Source organism: Pararhizobium sp. DWP3-4, from assembly GCF_049898205.1.
Classification (GTDB): Bacteria; Pseudomonadota; Alphaproteobacteria; order Rhizobiales; family Rhizobiaceae; genus Pararhizobium.
Window position 1 is genome coordinate 26,737 of the sequence record NZ_JAFCXF010000018.1, and the last position, 26,504, is coordinate 53,240.

The following is a 26,504-nucleotide window of genomic DNA, read 5'->3' on the forward strand; positions in this document are numbered from 1 at the left end:
ACCGGGCGCGTAGCAATATCTAGGGGGTAAAACTTGAACAGATATTTAAGATTTGGCTATTTCAGGCCGCTGATCGGTATAAATATGATAAATGAAAGTACCCGGCTCAACGCCGGGTATAAAAGCTCACTTAATTGCATTCAAAGGGTGCGGAAAGCCACGTTTCCGGGCTTTCGCGTTGCTGCTCACTGTGCGGTGAGAACGCCTGCGAACTGCTCGACGGCCCAGTCCACCTGGTCTGCGGTGATGACCAGCGGCGGGGCGATGCGGATCGTGTCGCCATGAGTGTCCTTGGCCAGAATGCCGCGTTCCTTCAGCGCTTCGCAATATTTGCGGGCACCACCGGCTTCCGGCACCAGCTCGACGGCGAGCATCAGCCCACGGCCGCGTACCTCCTTGATGATGTTCGAGCGAATATCCTTGAGGCCTGTCTGGAAACGCTCCCCCATGCGGGCGGAATTGCCGATCATGTCTTCCTCGGTCAGGGCCTTCAGTGAGGCGCGGGCAATGGCGCAGGCAAGCGGATTGCCGCCAAACGTCGAGCCATGCTGGCCGGGTTGCAGGACGCCGAGCACTTCGGAATTCGAAAGAACGGCAGAGACCGGGTAAAAGCCGCCGGACAGCGCCTTGCCGATCAGCGTCACATCGGCCTCGATGCCTTCATGCTCTTCGGCCAAAAGCTTGCCGGTGCGGCCAAGGCCGGTCTGGATCTCGTCGAGGATCAGCGTGATGCCGTGCTTGGAGCACAGTGCGCGCACTTCCGGGAAATAGCCCTGCGGCGGGATCATCACGCCGGCTTCGCCCTGGATCGGCTCGATCAGGAAGGCAACCGTGTTTTCGTTGATCGCGGCGCGGAAGGCTTCGATATCGCCGAACGGAACAGTCTTGAAGCCGGGCGCGAACGGGCCGAAGCCGGAGCGTGCGTCCGGGTCCGTCGAGAAGCCGACGATACCCATGGTGCGGCCATGGAAATTGTTGGAGCAGACGATGATCTCGGCCTTGTTCTCGGCAACGCCCTTGACCTCGTAACCCCATTTACGCACCGCCTTTACGGCGGTCTCGACAGCTTCTGCGCCGGAGTTCATCGGCAGGATCTTATGGCTGCCGGTGAGTGCCGCCAGTTCCTCGTAGAAATGCGCAAGCTGATCGTTGCGGAAGGCGCGCGAGGTCAGTGTCAGCTTCTGCGCCTGCTCGACCATTGCCGCCAGAATTTTCGGATGGCAATGGCCCTGGTTGACGGCGGAGTAGGCCGACAGGCAGTCGAGGTAACGGTTGCCATCGAGGTCCCAGACATAGACGCCTTCGCCGCGCGACAGCACGACGTCGATCGGCTTGTAGTTGTGTGCGCCGAGCCGGTATTCGGTTTCGATCAGTGCGTTGGTCGTGTTCATGGTTCCTCCGGTCGTTTTGTTATTGGCTCAGGCGCCGCGCGTCGGGCGATCAAGGATACGGCGGCCGAACAGGCTTGCCGTCAGCTCGACGAGGATGCGGGCGCTTTTGCCGCGATCGTCGAGGAAGGGATTGAGCTCGACCAGGTCGAGCGAGGAGACGAGGCCGCTGTCACACAGCATTTCCATGATCAGATGCGCTTCGCGGAAGGTCGCACCGCCGGGAACCGTTGTGCCGACGCCCGGCGCCAGTTCCGGATCGAGGAAATCGACGTCGAGGCTGACATGCAACAAGCCGTTGGCGGCTTTGATGGTTGCGATGATCTCGTGCATGATATGGGCCATACCGGTCTCGTCGATGGCGCGCATGTCATAGACATTGACGCCGTGTTCGGCGATTTCCTCGCGCTCCCGGTCATCGACGGAGCGGATGCCCACCTGGAAGACGTTCTTCGGATCGACCATCGGGCGGCTCTTGTCGAGGATCGGCGCAAACTCCGCCTGGCCGCAGAAAAAGGCCACCGGCATGCCGTGCATGTTGCCGGAGGGCGACGTTGCCGGCGAATTGAAATCGGCATGGGCATCGAGCCAGAGCACGAAGAGTGGGCGGTTCTGCTCATGGGCATAGCGCGCCATGCCGGAGACCGAGCCCATCGACAGGGCATGATCACCGCCGAGGATCACCGGAAATTTGCCGGTGCGGGCTGCCTGGTGCACCGATTCGTCGAGCGCGCGGGTGACGGCCGCAACGATCTGCAGATTGTTGGCTTTCGGATGGTTGGGAAGGTCTCTGGCAGGCAGAGGCTTCAGGTCGCCTTCGTCGGTGACGCTGTGGCCAAGACCGGCCAGAATGGTGTCGAGGCCTGCAATGCGCAGGGCTGCTGGACCCATTGCAGCGCCGCGACGGCCGGAGCCTTCCTCGAGTGGTGCGCCAATGAGCACGATGTTCTTCTTGGATTCAGCCATGGTCTTCCCCGCAAGTTCGCGTGATGCCGGTTTGCCCGGTTTGTGCGCGAATTATACGGGTTTGTTCGTTGGCAAATAGATGGAAAACTGGCAAATAGGTGGCAATAATTGGCACTATGAGAAGTGTAGATGGACAGAATGATAAGTCTCGATGATCTTGATCATTCCCTGATCAGTGCGCTGCGTCACAATGCCCGTACACCCGTTTCAGCCCTTGCCGCCACCACAGGTGCGTCGCGCGCGACCGTTGCCGCCCGGATCGACCGGCTGGTGGCATCCGGCACCATCGCTGCCTTTACCATCCGCACCGGAGCGGAGCTTTCCGGCAGCGGTGTGCGCGCCATCGTCATGATCGAAATTCACGGCAAGATGGCCGATCGCGTCGCGGCGCAGCTGCGCGGCCTGCCACAGGTGCGCGCGCTGCATTCCACCAATGGCCGCTGGGATTTCATTGCCGAGCTGGAAGACAAGGATCTCGGCACCTTCGACGAAACGCTGCGGCTGATCCGGCTGATCGACGGGATCAACCTGACGGAGACGAATATTCTGCTGAAGACCAGCAAGATTTCGGCTGCGGTTTAGGTCGGATGGTATTGAGCGGCGCCTGCCCTCAGTATTCCTTCTCATAGAAGATACCGCCGCCTGCGCCGCTGGCTCCGGCTTCACCGCGCAGCTTGACGCCACGGCCGACGTCGAGATTGATGATCGCCTTGCCGCCGCCGGCCTCCGCGCCCGATTGAAGCTCAAGATAGGTCCGGTCATTGAGATACTTGCCGGCCGTAACCTTGGCGCCACCGGTCGCATCGGTCGAGACATCAAGATCGTCGACGCCCAGCTTGTTGCGCAGGCCGCTCAGAAGCGAGTTGGAGCCTCCGCCGGCCAGTTCACTGACGGCGGCGGCCAGCTGGGCGATCTGCAGGGCCGAAAGATTGGACAGCGACCGGTTGAAGATCAGTTGCGCCAGGATTTCATCCTGCGGCAGAGCAGGCGAAGACGAGAACGTGATGGCCGGGTTGTTGGCCGGGCCGGCGACATTGACGGTCACCGTCGTCGATCCGGCGGTGGAGGTTGCATCCAGATCGAGCGTCGGGATCAGGTTGCCGCCGAAGCTGATCGTGCCATCGGCGAAGTTGAGGCGCTTGCCGAGGATTTCGAGCCGGCCACGCCGCATCTCGAAACCGCCCGATACGGCCGGTTCTGCAGCGGTGCCGCGAATGGTCAGGTCGCCACCAAGCTCGGCATCGATGCCGCGTCCGCGGACGAACAGTTTTCCAGGCGCGCTGACTGCCAGATCGAAAGCGATGCCGCCGCTTTTGGCACCGCCGCCGCTGACTGTGTCGCTGCGGACATCGGCCTGCATTTGCCGCACTTTGGCCGGGGCATTCTTGTGCTTGATGTTGATTTCCGACAGAGACGCCGGCAGCTTTTCCGGAATGGTGATCGAGGCCTTGTGGATGGTAACCTTGCCGCCCAGCACCGGCGTTGCGGTCAGCGAACCCTTGAGGGTCATTGCACCATCGACGCTGGCTGTGAACAGGCTGCCATCGACATAGGTCGCTTTGGCAAGGCGGATGGCGAGGTCGGCCGGAAAGCCGGAACCGGGGGCGATGCCGACCGTGCCGGTGACATCGAGCGTACCGCCGCCGGCAAGCTTGCCGGAGAGTTTTTGGATATTCGCCTGCTTGCCATCCAGCGAAACATTGGCAGCGAGATCGGTGATCGCCAGGTTGCGCCGGACATCGACGAAGCGGGCGCCCGTGGTGGAGATCGTGCCGGTGACCTGTGGTGCCGTTGCTGCACCAGTGATGGAAAGATCGAAATTGGCTGCGCCGGTCAAGGTAAAGCCCTGCTCGGCCAAAAGGTTGGCGGCGAGACCGAACGGCAAATTGCCGGACGCCTTCACATCGATCTGCTTGTTGCCGGTTATGCCGACTTTGCCACCGGCCTTGAAGGCGAGGCCACCCGCCCCGTTGAGCGTGCTGTCGAGCGTCACGACGTTGTTGGCAAACTGGCCCTTCGCCGCGATATCGAGTGCGCCGACGCCGGCGGATTTCGCCTGCGCGATTGCGGCGTTTGCCCAGCGCAGATCGTAGACCACAACGGGGGCTGCAGACGTTCCGGTGACATCGACCTTGCCGCTGATGGCACCGTCGGCCCCAAGCGACGGCACGAATGTGTTGGCGAGGCTTGCGGGCAGGGCATTGAGATCGACGTCGAGGTCGAGCTTCTCACCAGCCGAGCCGGTCAACGCGATCGTGCCTCCCGAAGCGCCGATCGTCAGTTTCTGCAGGCTGACCCTGCCGTTCTCGATGGTGATCGTCGTCGGTGCCGAAAGCTTCACCGGAATCTTGCGCGGTGTTGCGGCAAAGGAAGCGAGATTGACGGTTGTCCTGCCATTCGCCGTCTCGATATCGGCCCGCAGATTGAGTGGCGCGCCGTCATACTGTCCGTCCAGCGTCACGTCGGTCTTCCCGGCCTGCTGGGTGAAATCGAGCTTCAGGCCGGTGACGCGGTTTTGTCCCTGCGCGAAAGTTTCAACGGAGAGATTGCCCTTGATCGCCAGGGCCTTGAGGTCGGCAATGGTGATATCGGCGACCGGCTTGGTGATGACGAGATCGCCGCGCTTGATGCCGGAACCGCTGGCTTTCAGCGCAATCGAGGTCTTGCCATTGTCGCTGTTGATCGATGCCGATCCGGCCATGTCGCCGGATGCCTTTTCACCGGCCATGGCGGCGAGCAGACCGACATCCGGGAAGGTGAAGTCGATATTGCCCTGCGGCAGGAAATCGCTGGTGAACTGGATCTTGCCGTTCAGTCTGTTGTCGCCGACCTGCACCTGAAGAACCGGAAGGCTGGTGCGGCCTTCCTCGGAGACGAGGTCCGCATTGACGTTGATGGCCTGGCCGCCAAGAGCGCCGGTGGCCTTGATCTTCGCCTGCGGGTTTTTCGGATTGGCGGTCGCATCGGCGGTCAGTTGCAGATCGCTGAGCGTCCGGCCTGCCAGAGTGGCTCCGCTGGAGGTGACCTCGGCCTTGATGCCGAGATTGTCGAGCGGACCGGTGGCATCGACCTTGAAGTCGGCGATGCCACTCGCATCCGCCAGTACCTTGCCGAGATCGGGCAGCGTGCCGGTGACGGCGGCCGTCAGGGTGCCGTCCCTGAGGCCGACTGAGCCTGCGGCCTGGATCGTTCCGGAACCGACGGCCAGTCTGCTGATATCAACCGCGCCATCCGCACCGGTGGTCACCATACCGGACAAGGTGACTGGCGTGTCGAACTTGGCGGAAAGGGAGGTTGGCAAGCCGGCCGGAAGGACGGACAGATTGAAACCGGCATTCAGCGTCTTTGCGGCAATCTCGAACGCGCCATCCACGGTGCCGCCGAGATTGCTGCTGTCGATGGTGACGGGATCGAAGCCGATCCGTTGCGGCGATACGTCGAGAACGGTTTCGACCTTCAGCGGTCCCTTGACCAGCCTATCGAGGTCGGCGCTTGTCAACTGGGTGTTGCCGGTCTCGATACGGGTTTTGACCAGGCCGGTCTGGGTCGACAGGTTGAAGGCATCGCTATGGGCCGTCAGCTTGATCGCTTCGATGCGGCCTTGCGGCAGTGCGAGCTGACCGATATCGGCCCGGACGTCGAGAACGGCGGATTGCATGCTGCCGGTGATCGATGCGGTACCCGTATCGAGTACGATATGGGCTTCGCCATTTTCAAGCGGCAGGCGCGCGTCGATTCCCGCGAGCGTCGCGGTGACATCGAGCTTTTCGCCGGCACTGCCGTTCAGCGTCACCGTGCCGCCGGATGCGGCGATCGCGAGCTCCTGCAGATTGACCGCGCCGTTTTCGATGGTGATCGTCGTCGGGGCCGCCAGTTGCAGCGGGATTTTCTTCGGTGCGGCAGCAAACGACTGGAGATTGATTGTCGTCTTGCCGCCAGCACTTTGCAGGTCGCCGCGTGCAGTCAGGGGGGCTGCGTCATAAATGCCGTCGAGGGCGAAGTTGGTTTTCGGACCCTGTTGCTCGAAGCCGAGCTTGAGGCCGGCCAGGCGCGTGTCACCCTGGCGGACTTCTTCTACCGTTACCGCACCTTTGATGGCCAAAGCTTTCAGATCGGCGATGGTGATGTCGGCAGCGGGTTTGCTGATCACCAGATCGCCACGGGTGATGCCCGATCCGTTGGCTTTGACGGCAACCGACGTCACGCCGTTTTCAGACCTGATGCTGGCCGTGCCCGTAAGGTCACCGGATGCGGTTTGTCCGGCCATGGCGGCAAGCAATCCGAGATCGGGGAAGTTGAAGCTGAGCGCGCCGTTCGGCTGGAAATCCGGCGTCAGGTCCAGCGCGCCGGTCAGCGTGTTCTGGCCGATCGTCGCTTCGATCGAGGGAAGGCTGGTAGCGCCCTTGGCGGAGGCGATTTCGGCCTTGGCGTTGATCGTCTGTCCGTCCAGAGAGCCTGTGGCCGTGACCGTCGCATTGGGGCCATTCTGGCCGACTGTCGCATCGGCGCTGACGGCGAGGTCATTGAGGATGCGTCCGGCAAGCGTTGCGCCGTTTGCCGTCACCTCGGCCTTGATGGCCAAAGCGTCGAGCGGGCCGCTGACATCCGCCTTGAAATTGGCAATGCCCTTGGCGTTTGCAAGGAACCTGCCTATTTCGGGAACGATGCCGCTGACTGCCGCAGTCAGGTTCCCGGTTTCAAGCGCTGCCGATCCCGTTGCCTCGATGGTACCGGACTTGAGGGCGAGATCGCTGACTGCAACGCTGCCATTGGCGCCGGTGTTAAGATTGCCGGTTATGGCGATGGTCGTGTCGAATTTTTCAGCCAGCGACGGTGGCAGGACGGCAGGCAAGGCGAACAGCTTGAAGCCGGTTGCCAGCGTGTTCTCGGCAATCGTGTAGGAACCAGTCAGCGTGCCGCCGATACTGGCGCTTTCCAGCGTCAGTGGATCGAAGGATGCGGTGTCAGGGGTGAGCGACAGGGTGCCGTCGATCTTCACCGGGCCCTTGATCAGGCGGTCGATATCGGCGCTGACGAAGCGGGTCGCCCCGGTCTCGATCGTTGTCTTCAGGGGGCCGGTCTTGGTCGAGAGATTGAAGCTGTCGCTATAGGCGTACAGCTTGATGGCCTCGATCTCGCCCTGCGGCAGCGTCGCCTTACCGATATCGGCACCGATGTCGAGGACGGCCGTCTGCGCGTCGCCGATCAGCGAGACATTGGCATTGTTGATCGAAAGCTGCGCCTCGCCTTTTGCCATTGGCAGGCGGAAGTCGATGGGACCATTCGTACCGGTCAGGCTTGCCTGCAGGTCGTTTTGACCTGCAGTGCTATAGGTGCCGGATGCGGCGAAGGTCAGTGCTCCCGTCGAGAAATTACCCCTGTTGATGCGCATGGTCGTGCCGTCGAGCGCTGCGGACAGGTCGATATCCGTGGTGCCTTCGAACAGCGGTCTAAATGCGGCAGGCAGCAGATCGCTGAACGTGCCGCCGCCCTTGAGCGCGAGGGTGCGGAATCCGTCGGGAGCAAGCGTGTGCTCGCCTTCCACTTTCAGCACCTCGTTGCCGTCAAGTGCTGCGGTTGCCGTGCCGGTCCATTTCGTCAGCGGACCGTCGCCGGTTATGGAAATGCTGACGGCCGGTTCGCCGGGCAGGCGCATGGCCTTGGCGAGCAATCCGCCCTTCGGTTCGTTGATGGTGGTTTCCAGCTTCAGTTTGTTGTCTGCCGGATTGAAGACGATATCGGCAATCGCCTTGGCCTCCGGCCGGTCGCGCTGGGCAACGGCAAGCGCCGCGGCAATGCTGGCATTGGTGGCGTTCAGCTTGCCCTGCGCATTGAGGAACTGATCGACGCCGGCGATATCCTTGCCGATGATGATTTCCTGCAGATCGAAGGCATCGATCTTGACGTCGAGCGGCAGAGCAAAGGTCTGGCGGACTTCCTTGGTTTCCTGCGAGGGGATCGGCAGCCGTTCGAGGCGAACGGATCCGGCAGACAGTTTAGCCGCATCGAAGCGCTTGGAGAACAGCGCCGTCGGCGACCAGTCGATCGCCACTTCACGGATTTCGGCATAGATACCCTTGCTGTCGAACAGCGTCACGCTGGACGCCGTGAAATCACCTGTCAGAAGCGCGCTCGGGTCGTTGATGCGAACGATCTGGTCGGGCGTCGAGGCATATTTCTCGATCATCGCGGCGACAAAGCGAGCTCCTGGCGCGGTAAAGCCTGCGAAAAGCACCAGAAGCACCAGGGCGAGCAAGGCAAAGCCAAGGCCGTAAACCAGCCAGCGCAACGCGATTTTCAGAAAACGGAGCAAACGATTCATAATTCATCCATAGCGCAAGTCGCGTTGCGGTGAAATTGCTTCCTAAACCAGCTCTTTGCGTCCGGGTTCAGGCCGTGATGACTGCGCTTGGCAATCAGAAGGATTGGCCGATACCGGCATAGATTCCATATTTGGTGCCGCCCGGGTACGCATTGAGCGGCACGGCGACGTCCAGCCGGATCGGCCCGAATGGTGTGTTGTAGCGCAGGCCGATGCCGGCACCGGCGCGGATGTCGGAAAAATCCGGCGCGGTCTTGGCCGATACCGTTCCGGCGTCGATGAAGGGCACGATGCCGATCGTATCGGTTATGCCGATGCGCGCTTCCACTGTGGCGTTGACATAAGAGCGTCCGCCGAGGATCTCGTTGTCGCCGTTGCGCGGGCTGATCTCCTGATAGGAATAGCCGCGCACGGTGCCGCCGCCGCCCAGATAGAAGCGCCGGTTTGCCGGAATGGAGGCGAGGCCATCGCCACCGGCAATCACGCCGGCGCCAAGCCTTCCGGCCAGAACGAAGCGGTTTTCTTCGCCGAAGCCGACATAGGCTGCAGCCGATCCCTCGAACGAGCTGAAGAAACTCTGGCCGTTGATCTCGTAGCTTGGCTTGGCGTTGATCGATGCGCGATAGCCTGAGGCGGGGTTGAGCTTGTTGTCGCGGGTGTCGCGGACATACTCGATCGGGATCGACGCGGTCAGATATTCGTTCTTTCCAAACGCGTCCTCGACATCGGCCCACGCCAGTTCGCCACCGGCTGATACAGTGTCTGTATCCGAGAGTTCGAACGTGGCGCCTGCCGCCGCCGTGAAGATCGTTGCCTCGTAGGCGTCGGGATCGAGCAGCTGCGCCTTCAGGCTGGCATTGAATGTGGAGGCAGGGCCGAACGCCCCGGGCTTGGCAAACAGCAAGCCGGCCGAATAATCGAGACTGCCGACATCGGTGGTTTCGCCGATGCGGCTGACCGAGCCCTCCAGACGCAGAGATTCGGCCCGGCCGAACAGGTTACGGTGGCCCCAGTAGCCCTGCAGACCGAAACCGTCGGTGGTGGAATATTGCGCACCTGCGCCAAAGTAACGGTGTTTGCCTTCCGAGACCTCGATAGACATCGGAATGGTGCCGTCTGGTGCCAGCTGATCAGCTTGCTTGATGGTGACACTGGAGAATACGCCCAGCTGCCGCAGCCGGTCGGACGCCTTGCGCAACGCTTCCGGTGAATAAGGCTTGCCGCCGTTCAGCCGGGAATAATCGGCAACGAAACTCGGATCGACGGTCTTGGTGCCATTGACTGTAACGGCGCCCACCGGTGCGACGGGCCCGCCTTCGGCTGCGATCGTGACATCGACGGTATTCGTCGCGTGATCTGCGACAACGCTGCGTTCCGTCAGTTTGGCAAGTGGCCTACCTTCTTCCTTCAGGTCTTCGACGACTTTTTCGCCGGCCTTGATGATGAGGGTGGAATCCGCACGCGCTCCTGGTTTCAGATACTGGTCCGGCCGGCGCCCGACGGCATCGCCTTTGAGAACGACGTCACCCAGGGTGAACACAGGGCCGGGGCTCACGGTGATCTCGACCGGCACCGGCGCACCATCCGGAAAGACGGGATCGGGCGGCAGCGTGTCGATGTCCTGACCATTCACCTTGACGGCCACCGTACCACCGTAACGGGCCTGTTCGTAAAGAGCCGCCAGCAGGCGGTCGCGATCGTCGCGGGCCTTGATGGCAAGGCCAAGATCGCCGGAAACCGGCTTGTCCTTGTCCTGATACAGCCGGGAGCTGTTTTTCAACGCCGTCTTCAGGTCGGCATCGCCGGAGGATTCATTCAGTGTCAGGCTGAAATTGACGGGGTCAACGATATCGTTGGGCTCTTCTTCTTTTTCGAAAAACCGCATGCCGAAAATCTTGAAGGCATAGGCGTCGGTGACCGACAGAGGTCCGCAGGCAGCCAGAGCCGCGACCGCCAAAGCAGCACCAACCTTCCGATACGCAACACTCATAGTCGGCAAACGCATAATTTCCGCATTCCGCTGTTCAGGCCACTTCGAACACCTGCCTGCCATCACGGCAAGGGTACAATCGCATGACAAGGTTTGCCGTTTGTTAACGATGACCCTACACAGCATTGGCCGGGGGATGAAGGCTTTTGGCCGTCTTTTTGTGGAAAACCCCTGCCGGTGTGGCATGAGGGAAACAAAAAGCCCCGGATTTCTCCGGGGCTGAGAGTGGAAAAGCGGTGTAATACGCCAGTTTTCGCGGTTTCGCCTGCAATCAACGCGGGCAGCTGTCGATGTAGCGGCGGCCGTAGCGGTCGCGGTAGTAGCACTGGCCGGGCTGTTCGGACACGTTACCGATGACAGCACCGGAAACACCACCGATGGCTGCGCCAACGGCCGCGCCACGGACGTCGCCGGTGATTGCTCCGCCGATGATAGCGCCGGAAACCGCCCCGATACCGGCACCCTTTTCAGTCTGCGTGCAGCTCGCGACGGATAGAGCGAGCAGGACAAGCACGATGGCCTTCTTCATTTGTTTCTCCAAATCTGGACGCGGGAACCGAATTCCCGGACGTCCGTTTCTCCCCAAGGACGGAAGATGGACGATCAGGTCCCCCTCCGGTCGAACTACACTTTAAAAGATAAATGCCTGTCTGTGAAAGTCTACAGATATCCTGCAAAATCCCCTCCGCACAGGTAATGCTATTCAACCTGAACGGAAGCTGAAGGCTGTTTCTTGTATGCCTGGGATTACTGCTGATTCCATTGAAACAGAATATAAGGAGCGGATGCTCCGTCCTTTTCGCATGGCCTTGACTCAGATCAAGGTTAAGTGGAATGAAATCCATGACGGATAGTTTGGAACTGTTCAAAATTAGGGGCCTTTTGCCGCACATGGCCGCGATGACCTTCGTAAAGGTTGACGCCGCAGCGCTTTGGATCAAAAAGACGGCAAGGTTCTGGAGACAATGATGGATTTCGAGAGTTTCTTTAAAGGTGAGTTGGACGGTCTGCATCAGGAAGGCCGCTACCGCGTTTTTGCCGATCTGGAGCGCCAGAGCGGGCAATTCCCCAAGGCGACCCGTTACAATTCGGCCGGCAAGAAGCAGGATGTCACCGTCTGGTGTTCCAATGACTATCTCGGCATGGGGCAGCACCCCAAGGTTACCGAGGCGATGAAACTTGCCATCGACCAGTGTGGCGCGGGTGCTGGGGGCACCCGGAATATTTCGGGTACCAACCACTACCACGTTCTTCTGGAGCGCGAACTTGCCGATCTGCATGGCAAGGAGTCGGCGCTGCTGTTTACCTCCGGCTACGTGTCCAACTGGGCAGCGCTCGGAACGCTCTGTTCGAAGATTCCCGGTGTGATCGTCTTTTCGGACGCCGGGAATCACGCATCGATGATCGAGGGCATCCGCTATTCCAAATGCGAGCGGGTCATCTTCAAGCACAATTCGCTCACCGACCTCGAAGCGAAACTCAAGGCCGCCGATCCGCGTGCGCCAAAAATCATTGCGTTCGAATCGGTGTATTCGATGGACGGCGATATTTCGCCGATCAAGGAAATCTGCGATCTCGCCGACAAATACGGCGCTATGACCTATCTCGATGAAGTGCACGCCGTCGGCATGTACGGCGCACGCGGCGGCGGCATCGCCGAACGCGAAGGCCTGATGCACCGCCTGACGGTGATCGAAGGCACGCTCGGCAAGGCGTTTGGCGTGATGGGCGGCTATATTGCGGCGTCCACGGCGTTGTGCGATTTCATCCGCTCGTTTGCCTCCGGGTTCATCTTCACGACGGCGCTGCCGCCGGCGCTTGCTGCCGGGGCGGTCGCCTCGATCCGGCATCTCAAGGAAAGCCAGGTCGAACGCTTCGCCCACCAGGAACGCGTCCGCCGGTTGCGCAATCTGCTCGACAAGAACGGCATTCCGCACCTCGACAATCCCAGCCATATCGTGCCGGTGATCGTCGGCGACGCCTCCAAGTGCAAGTGGATCTCCGATCTCCTGCTCGACAATTGCGGCGTCTACGTTCAGCCGATCAACTATCCGACGGTGCCGAAAAAGACCGAACGCCTGCGCATCACCCCGACGCCGCTGCATTCGGATGCGGATATCGATCATCTGGTCGGCGCGCTGCACCAGCTCTGGTCGCGCTGCGCGCTGGCAAGGGCCGTCGCGTAAGGCAGCGGCTCACTGGCAAAGGCTTGAATTTACAATGCGGATTGTCGAAAGATGATCCGCATTTTTGATTCTGAACGGTCTTTCGGGAGTTCTCCGCATGGGTATCGAGCACAGGCTCAATCAGGTGATCGACCGGTTTATCGGATCGGGGAAAATCACCGGGACCGTGGTGCTCGCATACCGGAATGGCCAGCCGCTTTTTCGCCGCGCCGCCGGTTATGCCGACCCGGAAGCAGGCAAGCCGGTTGAATTCGACACGATCTTTCGCCTGGCTTCGCTGACCAAGCCCATCGTTGCGGCAACGGCGCTTTCGATGATCGATCGCGGGCTCCTGTCTATATCCGATCGGGTTGCCCGGCATCTGCCCTGGTTCCAGCCGAAGACGCCGGATGGCGTTGCGGCCAATATGTCCATTCACCATCTGCTCACCCATACGTCGGGTCTGGTCTATGACGTGGCGCTCGAGCATCTGCCCGACGGGCAAGCCATCACTTGCGGATTGCTGAACACCGATCTCGATTTCGAGGCCAATTTCAGCCGCCATAATGCCGTGCCGCTGGCGTTTGCTCCGGGGACTGCCTGGGCCTATTCCTTTGCCACAGACATTCTGGGCGCAGTGATTGCCAAGGTTCATGGCGGGACGCTGGAAGATGCCGTGGTGACGTATGTTGCCGGTCCCCTCGGGATGGCCGACAGCCGTTTTCATGTCACCGACCCCACGCGCCTTGCCGTGCCCTATGCCGACGCACACCCAGCCGCCATCAGGATGACCGATCCCTATTTCGCGCCGGGAGAGGCAGGCTGGACGCTCGGGTTTTCGCCCTCGCGGATCTTCAATCCTAAGGCGTTCCAATCCGGTGGTGCCGGCATGGTGGGAACGGCCGGTGATTTTCTTGCTTTCCTTGAGGCATTGCGCACAGGCGGCGGTGTCGTTCTCAAACCGGAAACGGTGGGTCTCGGCCTTTCCAACCGTATCGGCGCGCTGGTCTCAGACCCTGGCTGCTCCTTCGGCTATTTCGGTGCGGTTGTCGAGGATCCGGCAGAGGCGGAGACGCCGCAAGCGGCCGGGACCGTTCGCTGGGGCGGTGTCTACGGTCACAGCTGGTTCATCGATCAGGCCAACGGGCTGGCGGTGCTCAGCATGAGCAACAATGCGCTTGAGGGCTGTATGGGCGAGTTCCCCGGCAAGATCGTCGAGGCGGTTTACGCGGCGTAGCCTGGTTTCAGGCCGCAGCGGCGTCACGCTCGACGATTGTCTTCGCAATACGCCGGGCTTCGCCATCGACGGCAAAGACATCGTCCATGCTGGATGCTGCGGGTATCGCAGTCATCGCCTCCATGACGGTTTCGGTGATTTCGGCCATTTGCAGGAAACCCACTCGCCCATCGATAAAGGCTTCCAGCGCCACTTCCTTGGCACCATTCAGCACTGCGCTCTGCATGCCGCCGCGTTGCATCGCCAACCGGGCAAGACGCAAGGCCGGGAAACGCTCCTCATCTGGCGCCTCGAAATCGAGCCGTGACAGTTTTGCAAAATCCAGCCGCTCGACATCAAGTGCCGGCCGTGCCGGATGCGACAGGGCGTAACCGATGGCGGTGCGCATGTCCGGGCAGCCGAGTTGCGCCAGCACGGAGCCGTCGCTATAGCCGACCATCGAATGGATGACCGATTGCGGATGGACGATCACTTCGATCTGATCCGGCCGCATGCCGAAAAGGTGCTTGGCCTCGATCATCTCGAGCGCCTTGTTGAACATCGACGCGCTGTCGATCGAGATCTTCAGGCCCATCGACCAGTTGGGATGGGCACGGGCTGTAGCGGCGGTCACGTCGCGCATCTCGGTAAGCGTCGATTGACGGAACGGGCCACCGGATGCGGTGAGAATGATGCGTTCGACGGCATGGCGCTGATGTTCTTCCAGCACCTGATAGATGGCATTGTGCTCGCTATCGACCGGCAGCAGCTTGCCGCCGCCGGCATGGACCGCGGCCACGAAAAGATCACCTGCCGAAACCAGGCATTCCTTGTTGGCAAGCGCGATATCTGCACCGCGGCGGGCTGCGGCCAGTGTCGGGGCAAGGCCAGCCGTACCGACTATGGCGGCCATCACACAGCTGGCGTCCCGCTGCGCCGCCTCGATCAGACCGCTGCGGCCAGCCGCGACTTCAATGCCGGTTCCTGCCAGCGCTGCCTTGAGATTTTCATACTGGCCCTCATCCGCCGTAACGGCGAGTTCGGCGCCCGCTGCCTTTGCCTGTTCGGCAAGCAGCGCGACATTGCCGTTACCGGTCAGTGCAGCAATTTCGAAGGCGCCGCGTCCACCGAGCTGACGAATGACGTCGAGCGTGTTGGTGCCGATCGAGCCCGTCGAGCCCAGAATGGTCAAGCGGCGTTTGGCTTGCGCGCCGGAGGTCATGGCCAAGTCCCGTTGTTTTTGTTTTTCATGTTAGCCTCTACAGGTGAAAGCGCATGCCAACAAGGGTAGCTTCGTTCCGGGTGGTGGCGATAGGGTCGCAGGTGCTGCGAATCAATTGCCGCAGCGGGCGGGGCGGACGCTGCCGTTTGCCGGAAAGGATGTCCTCATGCTGAAGCTTGCGCTGTTTCTTTCCTGTTCCTGCGTGCTGATCGACGCGACATCGGTCACGACAATTGCTGCCGAATCGGTGCCGGCCGAGCTGGTAGGGACATGGCTGGCCGAAGATATAGGCGGCGGCGGCGTCATGGACTATCTGCAGACGACGCTGGAAATCAACGATGATGGTACCTATTCCGGCTTTGCAGGCTGCAACAGTTACACCGGCACCTTCGACCTGACGGATGGAGAGATTGTCTTTGGCCACGCAGGTTCGACACGCAAGATGTGCGTGCCGGCGGTGATGGACCAGGAAACGAAGTTTTTCGCGGCCTTGAAGACCGGGCTTTCCTGGAAGATCGAGGAAACCAAGCTGGTTCTGGCGAAGGCCGATTCGAAAACCGCCCTGCGGCTTGCCCCGCACACCGTGTCGTCAGATGTTCTGATCAATATTCCGGGCGCCCGCACAGTTGACCGGCAAGCTGTGCGTTACGATTGCGCCGGCAAATTTGTTGCTGCCGAATATATCAATGCCGGTCCGGTCTCGCTGGTCACGCTAGCCATCGGCAGCGAGTTCGTGATCGCTTCCAACGTGCTATCGGGATCGGGCGCGAAATATGCGGGTGGGCAATATGTCTGGTGGACGAAGGGTGACGAGGCAACGCTGATCGACACCATGAAGAGCGACAATGACCCGGGCGTCACATGCTCTAAAGCAGAGTGAACCCGGCCCACCGGCGGTAAGTGCCGGTGGTTTTCCTGTCGCCCTGATCCGTTGACCGAGCGTCGCCAATTTTGCCCATCCATATACCCCGCTGACGATAGTCGCCGCTTCTCTTGATGTCAGGCCGAGGCCTTGCGCCGGGTGATGAAGCTCAGAGCCAGCACTGCAAAGATCAGCAGGCCGGTGCCGACCTGCTGCCAGTAGAAATTCAGGCCGGTGAGCAGCAGGCCGTTGGCGACGATGCCGAGTAGCAGCACGCCGAGCACGGTACCGGGGACATTGGGGCGGCCAAGGCGCGAGAGCGTCGTGCCGATGAAGGTGGCGCCGATGGCATTGAGCAGGAAGGCGCTGCCGGAGGAGGGGATATAGACGGTGACCGTTGCCGACAGGATCAGCCCGGCGACGGCAGCGATCAGACCGGCAAGAATGAAGGCCACGGCCACATGGGCACGCGCCGCAATGCCGGAATAGCGCACGACGCTCGGCTGGATGCCGATCGCGAGCGCGACGCGGCCGAAGCGGGCGCGGGTCAAGATGATGATCGCGCCAAGGATGATGACGGCGGCGATGACGAGCGGAACCGGAATGCCGGCAATGGCGCCGCGCCCGAGAAAGCGGAAGGCTTCGGGAACGCCTGACGGCGGCAGATAGACCGGGTTGCCGCCGTTGGTCAAAAGCTGCTGGATGCTGCGGCCGATGAACAGCGTGCCGAGCGTGGCGAGAAACGGTGAAATACCAATGCCCGAAATCAGCACCGCATTGAAAGCGCCTACCGCCGCGCCAGCGCCAAGACTGACCAGGGCTGCGACCACCACCGGCTGGCCGGCAAGAACCAGGGAGACAAAAGCAAAGCTGGCGAAATCGACGGCCGTGCCGACCGACAGATCGATGCCGCCAACCGAGACGGCAAATGTCATGGCGATGGCGACGATGGCAAGCAGCGTGAAATTGTTGACGAGAATGCTCTGCAGGTTGGCGATGGTGAGAAATGTCGGGCTCGCCAACGAGAAGATGGCAAATACGGTGATGAGCGCCAGTACGAGGGCATTGTTGACGATCACGCCAATGATGGCGCGGGGGACGGATGGTTCGATTGCGGACGTCTGCAGGGTCATGATCAGGCCTCCTGCCTGCGCAGCAATGTCGTCGCCGAAACGACGAGCAGGATCAGCAATCCCTGGACGCCGCTGACCAGCACGCTGGAGATGTTGAGGAGCTGGAAACCGTTGACGAGGAAACCGACGAACAGAGTGGAGAGCAGGGTGCCGATCACCGTCGGCACCAGCCGCCGCGAGAAGACAGAGCCGAGCAGGGCGGTTACCACCACCGGCAACAGCATCTCGCCGGAGCCGGTGGTGCTGCCGCTGAGATTGGAGACCGACAACACGCCGGCAAATCCGCCGCACAGGCCGCTGGCGATGAAGGCGCCTGCGACCAACCGGCGAACCGGCAGGCCTGCAGCCCGGGCCGCATCGGGAAATTCGCCGACGGCGTAAAGCCGGAGCCCGGTCGGGGTGTATTGCACGATGGCTGCGGCGATCAGCGTGAAGACGAGCAGCACATAGGCGAGTGCCGGAATGCCCAGAGGCCCAGATGACGACAGAGCCGAAAGTAGCGGCGTCGAGGCGGGAATGACGGTGTTCTGCGTCAGCACCAGTTCGAGGCCAGCGACGATATTCATCACGGCAAGGGTTGCGAGCAGCGGCACGATACCCGCGCCGACGACGGCGATGGCGTTGACTACACCGATCAGAACGCCGGTGAGGAGAGCGGCTGCAACCGCCGTCGCGTCGTCATAGCCGAGCTGGGCTGATGTCGCATAGACGGCGGCGCTCAAGCCCATATTGGCGGCGAGCGACAGGTCTATTCCGCCGGTGACGACATTGGAACCGCCGGCGATCAGCACGATGGTCAGGCCGATGGCGAGGACACCGGAGATGGCCGACTGGCCCAGCACGTTGCCGATATTGCCGACGCTGAGGAAGTAAGGCGCGGTCAGTGAAAACACGAGAAGGATGGCAACGAAGGCAACCAGCGATCCGGCGCGCAGCGCACTGGCCGCGAGATTGCCGCCCCGGCTCGACTTGAATGCTGCTGCGCCCGGTTCAAAATGGATGACGGGGGCAAGCTGGATATCAACCGACATGGCGGAGAACCTCCGAGGAGCCGGTGGATGCGGCAAGCACGTCGTCCGGTGACGTTTGAGACGAGATGAACTCGCGGACAATGCTGCCACGGAAGAGGACGAGGATGCGATCGGTGATGCCGATCAGTTCCGGCAGGTTGGATGACAGCACGATGATGCCGGCGCCACGGGCGGCGAGGTCGCCGATCAGATTGTAGATCTCGACTTTCGAGCCGATGTCGACGCCGACCGTCGGTTCATCCAGCAGATAGATTTCGGAATGGCGGCTCAGCCATTTGGCGATCGCCACTTTCTGCTGGTTGCCGCCCGAAAGCGTGCGCACAAGCGCATTGCGTCCCGATGTCTTGACCTCAAGGCGGCGAATGAGATCATCCGCTTCGCGCCGTTCGCTGTTGAAATCCAGGAAACCGAGGCGGGTGAAACGCTTCAGCGACGACAGCGTGATGTTTTCCGTGACGCTGAGATCAAGCGCGACGCCGTTGCCGCGCCGGTCTTCCGGCACGAGCGCAAGGTGCTGGTCAACGGCCTGGGCGGGATTGGCGGAACGTGCCGGTTTGCCGTCGATCTCGATCTGTCCGGAAGTTGCGGTTTCCAGGCCGAACAGCGTGCGGATCAGGTCCTTGGCGCCGGAGCCCAGAAGGCCGGTCAGGCCGAGCACTTCGCCACGCCGCAGCGTCAGGGAGATATCCTGGTATTTTCCATGTGACGACAGGCTGTCGAGCGTTAGGATGTCCTTGCCGAGTGTGACGCTGCGTTTCGGGAACATATCGGCAATGTCGCGCGCCACCATCAGCCGGGCGATGGCCGCAGCCGACGTTTCGCCAAGCGGCAAGGTGGCGACGTCTTCGCCATTGCGCAACACCGTGACGGTGTCGCAGAGTTCTTCGATCTCGTTGAGGTAGTGCGAGATATAGATGATCGTCACGCCTTCGTCGCGCAGGCGGCGGATCAGCCGGAAGAGAATATCAGCTTCGCGGCGCACTAGCGCTGCCGTAGGCTCGTCGAAAACGAGCACTTTCGGCTGGTCGAGCAGCGCGCGGGTAATCTGGACGATCTGTTTTTCGGCCGTGGAAAGCTCGCTGATCAGCGCACTGTTGGGCAGCTTGACGCCGAAATAATCGTCGAGGATTTCGCTGGCACGGCGTTGCATCAGGCGCCGGTCGAGAAAGGGCGTGCTGGCGATGCGCGGTTCGCGTCCGAGGAACAGGGCTTCGCCGACCGTGAAGGTCGGAACTAGCAGGCGATCCTGGTGGATGAAATGGATGCCGAGTTCTTCGACCCGGTGTGGGGTGAGCCTGTCATAGGCCTGGCCATCGATCTCGATGCGGCCTTCGTCGGGTTGATGCAGGCCGGCGAGCAGCTTGATCAGCGTCGATTTGCCGGCACCGTTCTGGCCGACGAGACCATGCACCGTGCCGCGCCGGACGCGCAACGAGGCATGATTGAGCGCCAGCGCGCCATCGAAACGCTTGACGATATGGTCGAGATGAATGGCGTCGCCGGTTTCGTCTGGTGAAGCTGCGCTCATGGCAAAACTGTCCTGCTGATCGACGGTGTGGAATGGCGATCCGGTATCGGCCCGGATCGCCTCAGGGCATGAGGGCGTTAGCCGATACCGAGTTTCTTGGTGACTTCGTTGACGTTCGCCTTGTTGGCGATCAGCGCATGCACGTAAGTTTCGCGCGGCAGCGTCTGGCCAGCGAGAAGCTTGGCGACATTCTGGATTGCCGTGCGGCCGATTTCGGCCGGTTGCTGCGCCACGTCGGCGCCGGCCGGTGAGTTCGGATCGGCAACGAGCTGCAGCACTTCAGGGCTGCCATCGACGCCATAGGTGCGGATCTCATTGCGGCCGGCGGCGGCAACCGCCTGCGTTGCGCCGAGCTGCGGAATGTCCCAGGCCGACCAGATCGCCTTGATCGAGCCCTTCTCGGGATATTTGTTGAGAAGTGCCGTGATCTGCGTGAAGGCGTCCTGCACCGTGTTCGGGATGACGTCGCGCAATTCCGGCTCAAGGATTTTCACCTTGGGGAAGTATTTGACGACATTGACCAGCTGGTCGTAGCGGATGGCGCAAGGGGTGACGCCGTAAAAGCCGTTGAAGACGACGATATTGCCTTCGCCGCCGATGTCGGAAACCAGCTGAAGCGCCAGGTCCTTGCCGATGCCCCAGTTGTCGGAGGTGGTGTTGTTGATCGAATGGGTCGAGCCGACATCGACGGTCAGAACCGGAATACCCGCATCGCGCGCTTTCTTCAGCCAGGGATCGATGACGCTGAGCGTGCCGAGGATCTGGACGATAGCGTCGGACTTCTGGGCAATCAGCGTCTGCAGCTGCGATACCAGCTTGCCATCGTTGCGGCCGGCATCGACCGCGATCGGTTCGCCGCCGAGACGCTTCACCTCCTCGATCTGGGCGTTATAGGCCTGCAGGTCGAAGAAGTGATCGGTGCCGGTGGCGCTGATGGCGATGCGTTTGCCCTTCAGCGAGAGTTCCTCTGCCGCCGCTGTGCGGCTGCCGATGAGGCTTGCCCCGGCCAGTGCCGCCCCTGCGACTGCCGAGAGTTTCAAAAGGTCGCGGCGGCCGACGCCCTGTGCCGGTTTTTCCTGTGTCATGGTCAATCCCCGATTAAATAATATCTATAGAATAAGTGTATTATAAGGATTGCCGAGGAAGAAATTTCCAAAGATGAGGTAGCGGCCGGAAAACTTGGGCTTGGAAGCCATGAAGATGGGCGAAATCCCGGCGGGCCGGTCCATGTCAGGAGGATGTGCTGCGGACAGTGCCGTAGGTCAGCGCCAAGGCCCCGACGAGGACGGCGCCCTTGACGAAATCCTGCGTGTAATAGGGGGCATTGAGCATGGTGAGGCCATTGAGCAGGACGCCGACGAAGACCGCACCGACGATAGTGCCGAGAACATTCGGCCGCCGTTTTCCAAGCACGGCGAAGCCGATCAGCGCGGCGGCCACCGCGTCCATCAGCAGCGAGCCGCCGGAGGAGACATCGCCACGTCCGACGCGGGCGGCAATGACGATGCCGCCAAGGGAGGCAAGCGTGCCGGAGATCACATAGGCGAGCGTCTTCAGCCGCGCCGTCGATGCGCCAGCCAGCCGCGTGGCTACCTCATTGCCGCCGGTAGCAAACAGCAGGCGGCCGATACGGGTCCGTTCCGTCAGAACGAAGAGCGCAATAGCGACGAGGGCCATCAGCACCACAGACACCGGGACGACGCCGAACAGGCTGGCGCGGCCGATCAAAAGGAACGCGGGATCATAGGCGCCGGTGGCGGTTGTCCCGTTCGGCAGGATCAACCCGGCAGAAATCGAGCGGCCGGCGGTCGGGATCAGCTGCAGGCCGGAGAGCAGGAACATCATCGACAGCGTGGCCAGAAGATCGGGAACCTTCAGCCGGACGATGAGGAAGGCGTTGACAAGGCCGATCAGCGCCCCGAAGGCAAGCACCAGCGGTACGGTGGCGATGGCGTCGAGCCCCCAGACGATCATCGCATAGCTGGCGGCCATGACGCTGGAGGCGGCAATCGCGCCGATCGACAGATCGAAACCACCGACGGCGAGCGTGACGGTGACGCCCGCACCCAGGATGGCGACGACGGCCACGGCCTGCAGGATGCTCATCAGGTTGCCGAGATTGGCGAAGGCGGGCTCGGCAGTGGAGAATCCGGCGAGCAGCGCGGCAAGCAAAATGAACACGGCGCCGGATCTCAACGTTGTGCCAAGATCTGCAAGCCAGGTCGATGTCGCGGCGTTTATGTTTGCGCTGCGCGGCACCGGCGGAGCGGTTTCGTCAATGATCGATGTCATGCGTGGATTTCCTGCAGGAGGTCGGATGGCGCGCGCCGCGGCGCTGCGACAAGGCTGTGGTGGTCGATGATGAGAATGCGGTCGGCAACCTCGTGGGCCTCCTCCGGATCGGAAGTGGCGATCAGGGTGGCACGGTCGCTACGGCTGCGGATAGCCTGGATGATATCGTGGCGGGCGCCGACATCGACGCCCTGGAAGGGTTCGTCGAGCAGCAGAAGCCGGCTCGGTTCGGCTTCCCAGCGGGCGAGAACCACTTTTTGCTGATTGCCGCCGGAAAGCGAGGTTATCGGCGCCAGCGGTCCAGATGCCTTGATGCGCAGGCGGTCGATTGCCTTTACCGCCTCGCGCCGTTCGCGGCCGCCAAACAGCAGGCCGTGCGGATACCATTTGGCAAGATGCGGCAGGCTGATGGTGGCTGCCAGCGAGCTTCCCGGCCAATCGGCCGGCATCAGCGAAGACCGATGCCGGTCCTCCGCTGCCATGGCGACACCGGCGGCAATCGCCTCCGCCGGTGTTTGTGGCCGGTGCCGGCGGCCGTCCAGATACATCTCTCCTGCGGCAAGGCGCCCGGCGCCGAAGATCGCCGAGAGCAGGCGGCTCTTACCGGCACCCAGCACACCGGTGATCGCCACCACCTCGCCGGTATGGACGGTGAGATCGAATGGCGCGGAGCCGGGCAACAGCCGCGCGTCGCGGAGTTCGAAGACCGGCGCCCCCTCAGCAAGGCGAATGCCGGGCCGCGCCGATTGCAGTTTGCGGCCGATCATCGTCTCGATCGCCGCAGCAAAATCGATGGGGCGCTCGAAGGCACCGGCGACTGCGCCACCGCGCATGACGAGCACCCGGCTGGCAATTGCTTCCAGATCGGCGGTCCTGTGGGAGATGTAGAGGATTGCAAGGCCACCATCGCGCAGGCGCTTGAGAATGCTAAACAGGCGCTGGCTTTCGGCAATGGAAAGGCTGGCGGTCGGTTCGTCGAGGATCAAGAGGTCCGCCCGGTTGGCGAGTGCGCGGGCAATGGCCACCAGCTGACGGTCGGCAGCAGTCAAGTCGGCGAAGTCGCGGTCCAGCGGCAGATCGAAACCGGCGATGTCGAGGATCGCCTGGGCCTGACGTCTGATACTGGCGCGGGAGACAAAGAAGGGCTGGCCGCGCTGGCTGAAGCGCGTCAAAAGCAGCGTATCTGCAACAGTGAGCCCGGCAGCACCGACAAGATCAGTCGATTGATGGACGGTCACGACGCCGGCGGCGGCGGCTTCTGCCGGAGTGCGCGGGGCGTATGTCTGCCCGTTCAGCGTGATCGCGCCGCTATCGGCAGGCAGGACGCCGGAGAGGATTTTCACCAGTGTCGATTTGCCGGCGCCGTTTGCTCCCATCAGCGCGACGATCTCACCGGCATCGATCGTCAGCGTCGCATTTACGAGGGCGCGCGTGGACTGAAAACTGCGGCTGAGCGCATCGATGTGAAGCAACGGCATGGATGGAAATCCTAATGTCCTCATAGTCTATGTAATTTGTCATATATTTCTCGCTGAAGACAGCCGAGTGGGCGGAACAGCTTTGCGAAGTACCGGCTGCGCCGGTAATTTCTTTGCGGATGGATAGGCTACGGCAGAACGTTCGCGCCGGAGCGGCAAACTGGACATCATGCGGCAGCGTGCCGGTAGGACTTTGTCGCGCAGGCCAGTTCCCGCGAAACAGGTTTCTCTCCAAGCCGGAAAAATGGGACTAATTAGTCTATTAAATTTATGGATTGAATATCTAATAGGTAGTGCGTCCCCAGAAGGGCTGGCTGCTTGCCGGTGACGTGTTCGATTGTCTTCAGAAGGAACGCATTCCATGAAAACCATACTCCGTCTGGCGGCAACCGCCGCTCTCATTCCCTTCCTGTTCGTCTCCGCCGCCAGGGCCGACGGTGTCGCCGGCGCTCCCGCCCCATTCGACAAGGGCGGCGTCAAGCTGGCACTGATCAGCTACATTTCCGCTGGTGATTTCTTCCAGGCGTATCAGGCCGGAGCCGAGGCGCAGGCGAAAGCGCTTGATATCGATCTGCGGGTCTTCCCCGGTCGCCAGAACGCGGCGGAACAGCGCGAGCAGATCCTGCAGGCGATCAACCTCGGCGTCGAAGGCATCGTCATCGATCACGGCGTTCCGGAATCGCTGACCGATGTCGTGCAGCAGGCGCTCGACAAGGGCATCAAGGTCGTCGCCTTCGACGTCAATCTCAACAATCCGAAGGTGCCGCAGGTCGAGCAAAGCGACCATGCGCTGGCAAAGCAGGCGCTTGAGCAGGCGGTCAAGGACAATGGCACCAGCTTCAATGCCGGATACGTCTATGTCGCCGGATTTGCGCCGCTCGATCGCCGCAACGAGGTCTGGGACACGTTCAAGGCGGAGAACAAGGGTGTCGTCGAAAAGGCACGCTTCGGCAATGTCAGTGATACGACAGCGACCAGCACGGCCGATCAGGCAAAAGCCGCGCTTCGGGCCAATACCGATATTACCGTGGTTTTTGCGCCCTATGACGAATTTGCCCGCGGCGTAAAGCTGGCGGCGGCCGATCTGGGCATTTCCGGCAAGCTGAGGATCTACTCTGCCGACGTTTCGACCGCCGATATCCAAGAGATCATTGAGGAAGGCAGCCCCTGGGTCGCAACGGTCGCGACCAACCCGGCCGTGGTTGGCGCCGTCTCCATCCGCGCCGCAGCCCTTGAAATTGCCGGACAGGACGTTCCCCGCCAGATCACCGTCGAGCCGACGCTGCTGACCCAGAAAAGCCTGAGAGAGGCCGGTGTCAAAACCATCGAGGAACTGGCAGCCAAGATCCCGGCCTTCAGCGTCAGCGATGCCGTCACGGCGAGCTGGATCCCGTCCAAGCTGTTCTGATCCTTTGCATTGCGACGGCGGAACCACTGATGGTTCCGCCGCTCTCCTCCTTTTAAAACTGGAGCTTTCCCATGAGCCAATCCAATGTTGTCTATGCAGCCAGTCTCGGCGTCACGCGCGACAGCCTGTTTGCCAGCGCCGCCGAAATCTCCCGCGATCTGTCGCTGCACGCAGCGGACCTCGACAGGGAAGGGCGTCCGCCGATCGGCGAGATCGTCAAGCTGAAGAAGGCCGGCCTGCTCAATGCCCTGCACGGGCGTGAGATCGGCGGTGGCGGACTGAATTGGGTCGACGGCCTGAAACTCGTCCGCATCCTGGCGCGCGGCGAAAGCTCCATCGGCCAACTGCTCGGCTACCACTATGTCAACAGCCAATCGATCTACTGGTCCTTCGCGGATCAGGCACGTGCTCAAGCGCTGGGCACTGAGACCGTGGCGCAGAACCTTTACTGTGGTGCTGCGGTCAATCCACGCGACCCCGGACTGACATTGACGCGGCGTGGCAGCGGTTATGTGCTCAACGGCCGCAAATTCTTCTCCACTGCCGCGCGGGTATCCGACTATATCAACGCCACTGCGAAGCTAGAGGGCAAGATTGCCAATTTCGCCGTGCCGACCGATCGGCCGGGTTATGTCACCAATGACGACTGGGACAATATCGGCCAGCGGCTGTCCGATTCCGGCAGCGTCGAATTCCATGATTTTCCGGTTTACGACGAGGATTTCATCGCGGCGCCTGCCGATGAGAACGACCCACCGCCGGTTCTGGCCACTTTCAACACACCGTTGATCCAGCTGGTCTTTGTGAATTTCTATCTGGGAGCCGCCGAGGGCGCACTGGCTGCTGCCGTCGATTATGTCCGCACCACCACCCGTCCTTGGGTGACATCCGGCGTCGAGCGCGCGGCGGATGATCCGTATATTCTCGAACGTGTTGGCGAGTTCACTGCAGCGTTGAAGGCATCCGTGGCTCTTGCGGATAGTGCAGCACTGGCGGTGCAGACGGCCCTTTCTAAGGGACCGGACGTCACCGCGCGTGAACGTGGCGAAGCAGCAGCCGAAGCCTACGCGGCCAAGGTTAACGCCACCCATACCGCCCTCGATATCACCGCCCGCGTCTTCGAAGTGACCGGCGCCCGCTCGACGGCGGAAAAATACCGGTTCGACCGCTTCTGGCGCAACGTGCGCACTCACACGCTGCACGATCCGGTGTTCTACAAGGCCAAGGAAGTCGGCGAGTTCGTGCTGAACGGCAAGGTCCCGGTGGTGAGCTTGTACAGCTGAGCGGGGTGCAAAACTGCCGTTCGCATACTCGAGGATGCAGCGTGAGTGACGCAGTATCCCCGGATGCGAGCAGGGCCATCGCATGGCCACTGGCGGCGGCGTCCCTCTTCTCCCCAGCGGGGAGAGCGACTGTCTTGTTCGTCAAGCGTTTTGCCATGGTTTATTGTCCCGGATGATGGCATTGAGAATGGTGAGAAGCTTGCGCATTGTCGCAACGATG

At 61.5% G+C, this 26,504-nt stretch carries 18 protein-coding genes; 6 read left to right on the plus strand and 12 right to left on the minus strand.

The annotated features are described in order from the left end of the window. Positions 1–185: 185 nt before the first annotated feature. Positions 186–1,391: an ornithine--oxo-acid transaminase gene (gene rocD, locus ACP7E6_RS27060; RefSeq protein ID WP_426128189.1), complete on the minus strand. Its 1,206-nt coding sequence runs from the start codon at positions 1,389–1,391 to the stop codon at positions 186–188. Positions 1,392–1,418: 27 nt separating this feature from the next. Continuing rightward, complete coding sequence (gene rocF / locus ACP7E6_RS27065) at positions 1,419–2,354, minus strand: arginase (protein ID WP_426232924.1); 936 nt, start codon at positions 2,352–2,354, stop codon at positions 1,419–1,421. Positions 2,355–2,492: 138 nt separating this feature from the next. On the opposite strand from rocF, the gene ACP7E6_RS27070 reads away from it, so the two are divergent. Then, complete coding sequence (locus ACP7E6_RS27070) at positions 2,493–2,936, plus strand: Lrp/AsnC family transcriptional regulator (protein ID WP_426232957.1); 444 nt, start codon at positions 2,493–2,495, stop codon at positions 2,934–2,936. A gap of 28 nt (positions 2,937–2,964) precedes the next feature. Here the strand turns inward: ACP7E6_RS27070 and ACP7E6_RS27075 are convergent, their stop codons facing one another. From ACP7E6_RS27075 to ACP7E6_RS27085, 3 genes are all read right to left on the minus strand, one after another. Continuing rightward, complete coding sequence (locus ACP7E6_RS27075; protein WP_426232926.1) at positions 2,965–8,676, minus strand: translocation/assembly module TamB domain-containing protein; 5,712 nt, start codon at positions 8,674–8,676, stop codon at positions 2,965–2,967. 94 nt (positions 8,677–8,770) lie between these two features. After that, positions 8,771–10,681: an autotransporter assembly complex protein TamA gene (locus tag ACP7E6_RS27080; RefSeq protein WP_426232928.1), complete on the minus strand. Its 1,911-nt coding sequence runs from the start codon at positions 10,679–10,681 to the stop codon at positions 8,771–8,773. A gap of 256 nt (positions 10,682–10,937) precedes the next feature. Then, the gene (locus ACP7E6_RS27085; protein WP_113313822.1) at positions 10,938–11,195 is read right to left on the minus strand and encodes a YMGG-like glycine zipper-containing protein; all 258 of its coding nucleotides are present in this window, start codon (positions 11,193–11,195) and stop codon (positions 10,938–10,940) included. A gap of 439 nt (positions 11,196–11,634) precedes the next feature. Between ACP7E6_RS27085 and hemA the strand changes: the two genes are divergently transcribed. Together hemA and ACP7E6_RS27095 are read left to right on the plus strand one after the other, a co-directional pair. After that, a complete protein-coding gene (gene hemA / locus ACP7E6_RS27090; protein ID WP_426232930.1) occupies positions 11,635–12,852 on the plus strand; it encodes a 5-aminolevulinate synthase in 1,218 nt (405 codons plus the stop codon). 97 nt (positions 12,853–12,949) lie between these two features. Then, positions 12,950–14,068, plus strand: coding sequence for a serine hydrolase domain-containing protein (locus ACP7E6_RS27095; protein ID WP_426232932.1), 1,119 nt, complete (start codon positions 12,950–12,952; stop codon positions 14,066–14,068). A 7-nt stretch (positions 14,069–14,075) separates the two neighbouring features. Here the strand turns inward: ACP7E6_RS27095 and dxr are convergent, their stop codons facing one another. Further along, a complete protein-coding gene (gene dxr, locus ACP7E6_RS27100) occupies positions 14,076–15,269 on the minus strand; it encodes a 1-deoxy-D-xylulose-5-phosphate reductoisomerase (RefSeq protein WP_426232934.1) in 1,194 nt (397 codons plus the stop codon). A 166-nt stretch (positions 15,270–15,435) separates the two neighbouring features. On the opposite strand from dxr, the gene ACP7E6_RS27105 reads away from it, so the two are divergent. Beyond that, positions 15,436–16,149 (plus strand): META domain-containing protein, encoded by a 714-nt coding sequence (locus ACP7E6_RS27105; protein ID WP_426232936.1) that lies wholly within the window; start codon positions 15,436–15,438, stop codon positions 16,147–16,149. A gap of 119 nt (positions 16,150–16,268) precedes the next feature. On the opposite strand, the gene ACP7E6_RS27110 is transcribed toward ACP7E6_RS27105, so the two are convergent. From ACP7E6_RS27110 to ACP7E6_RS27135, 6 genes are all read right to left on the minus strand, one after another. Then, entirely contained in the window at positions 16,269–17,264 is a 996-nt protein-coding gene (locus ACP7E6_RS27110) for an ABC transporter permease (protein WP_426232938.1), read from the minus strand. 2 nt (positions 17,265–17,266) lie between these two features. Then, positions 17,267–18,295: an ABC transporter permease gene (locus tag ACP7E6_RS27115; RefSeq protein WP_426232940.1), complete on the minus strand. Its 1,029-nt coding sequence runs from the start codon at positions 18,293–18,295 to the stop codon at positions 17,267–17,269. Then, positions 18,285–19,823: a sugar ABC transporter ATP-binding protein gene (locus ACP7E6_RS27120; RefSeq protein WP_426232942.1), complete on the minus strand. Its 1,539-nt coding sequence runs from the start codon at positions 19,821–19,823 to the stop codon at positions 18,285–18,287. Before ACP7E6_RS27120 ends, ACP7E6_RS27115 begins: the two co-directional genes overlap by 11 nt. Positions 19,824–19,900: 77 nt before the next feature. After that, a complete protein-coding gene (locus ACP7E6_RS27125; protein ID WP_426232944.1) occupies positions 19,901–20,908 on the minus strand; it encodes a sugar ABC transporter substrate-binding protein in 1,008 nt (335 codons plus the stop codon). Positions 20,909–21,053: 145 nt separating this feature from the next. Further along, the gene (locus ACP7E6_RS27130; RefSeq protein WP_426232946.1) at positions 21,054–22,115 is read right to left on the minus strand and encodes an ABC transporter permease; all 1,062 of its coding nucleotides are present in this window, start codon (positions 22,113–22,115) and stop codon (positions 21,054–21,056) included. Next, positions 22,112–23,593, minus strand: coding sequence for a sugar ABC transporter ATP-binding protein (locus tag ACP7E6_RS27135; RefSeq protein WP_426232948.1), 1,482 nt, complete (start codon positions 23,591–23,593; stop codon positions 22,112–22,114). Before ACP7E6_RS27135 ends, ACP7E6_RS27130 begins: the two co-directional genes overlap by 4 nt. A 361-nt stretch (positions 23,594–23,954) precedes the next feature. Between ACP7E6_RS27135 and ACP7E6_RS27140 the strand changes: the two genes are divergently transcribed. Next, positions 23,955–25,001 (plus strand): substrate-binding domain-containing protein, encoded by a 1,047-nt coding sequence (locus tag ACP7E6_RS27140; protein ID WP_426232950.1) that lies wholly within the window; start codon positions 23,955–23,957, stop codon positions 24,999–25,001. Positions 25,002–25,072: 71 nt separating this feature from the next. Then, complete coding sequence (locus ACP7E6_RS27145) at positions 25,073–26,284, plus strand: acyl-CoA dehydrogenase family protein (RefSeq protein ID WP_426232952.1); 1,212 nt, start codon at positions 25,073–25,075, stop codon at positions 26,282–26,284. The last annotated feature ends 220 nt before the right edge of the window (positions 26,285–26,504 follow it).

Excerpts from the sequence above, each read along its gene's own strand:
- ACP7E6_RS27095 (WP_426232932.1), top strand. The coding sequence starts at position 12,950 with ATGGGTATCGAGCACAGGCTCAATCAGGTGATCGACCGGTTTATCGGA.
- ACP7E6_RS27115 (WP_426232940.1), bottom strand. The coding sequence starts at position 18,295 with ATGTCGGTTGATATCCAGCTTGCCCCCGTCATCCATTTTGAACCGGGC.
- ACP7E6_RS27070 (WP_426232957.1), top strand. The coding sequence starts at position 2,493 with ATGATAAGTCTCGATGATCTTGATCATTCCCTGATCAGTGCGCTGCGT.
- ACP7E6_RS27080 (WP_426232928.1), bottom strand. The coding sequence starts at position 10,681 with ATGCGTTTGCCGACTATGAGTGTTGCGTATCGGAAGGTTGGTGCTGCT.
- ACP7E6_RS27145 (WP_426232952.1), top strand. The coding sequence starts at position 25,073 with ATGAGCCAATCCAATGTTGTCTATGCAGCCAGTCTCGGCGTCACGCGC.
- ACP7E6_RS27140 (WP_426232950.1), top strand. The coding sequence starts at position 23,955 with ATGAAAACCATACTCCGTCTGGCGGCAACCGCCGCTCTCATTCCCTTC.
- ACP7E6_RS27130 (WP_426232946.1), bottom strand. The coding sequence starts at position 22,115 with ATGACATCGATCATTGACGAAACCGCTCCGCCGGTGCCGCGCAGCGCA.
- ACP7E6_RS27120 (WP_426232942.1), bottom strand. The coding sequence starts at position 19,823 with ATGAGCGCAGCTTCACCAGACGAAACCGGCGACGCCATTCATCTCGAC.
- rocD (WP_426128189.1), bottom strand. The coding sequence starts at position 1,391 with ATGAACACGACCAACGCACTGATCGAAACCGAATACCGGCTCGGCGCA.
- ACP7E6_RS27105 (WP_426232936.1), top strand. The coding sequence starts at position 15,436 with ATGCTGAAGCTTGCGCTGTTTCTTTCCTGTTCCTGCGTGCTGATCGAC.
- ACP7E6_RS27125 (WP_426232944.1), bottom strand. The coding sequence starts at position 20,908 with ATGACACAGGAAAAACCGGCACAGGGCGTCGGCCGCCGCGACCTTTTG.
- rocF (WP_426232924.1), bottom strand. The coding sequence starts at position 2,354 with ATGGCTGAATCCAAGAAGAACATCGTGCTCATTGGCGCACCACTCGAG.
- ACP7E6_RS27085 (WP_113313822.1), bottom strand. The coding sequence starts at position 11,195 with ATGAAGAAGGCCATCGTGCTTGTCCTGCTCGCTCTATCCGTCGCGAGC.
- dxr (WP_426232934.1), bottom strand. The coding sequence starts at position 15,269 with ATGACCTCCGGCGCGCAAGCCAAACGCCGCTTGACCATTCTGGGCTCG.
- ACP7E6_RS27110 (WP_426232938.1), bottom strand. The coding sequence starts at position 17,264 with ATGACCCTGCAGACGTCCGCAATCGAACCATCCGTCCCCCGCGCCATC.
- ACP7E6_RS27135 (WP_426232948.1), bottom strand. The coding sequence starts at position 23,593 with ATGCCGTTGCTTCACATCGATGCGCTCAGCCGCAGTTTTCAGTCCACG.
- hemA (WP_426232930.1), top strand. The coding sequence starts at position 11,635 with ATGGATTTCGAGAGTTTCTTTAAAGGTGAGTTGGACGGTCTGCATCAG.
- ACP7E6_RS27075 (WP_426232926.1), bottom strand. The coding sequence starts at position 8,676 with ATGAATCGTTTGCTCCGTTTTCTGAAAATCGCGTTGCGCTGGCTGGTT.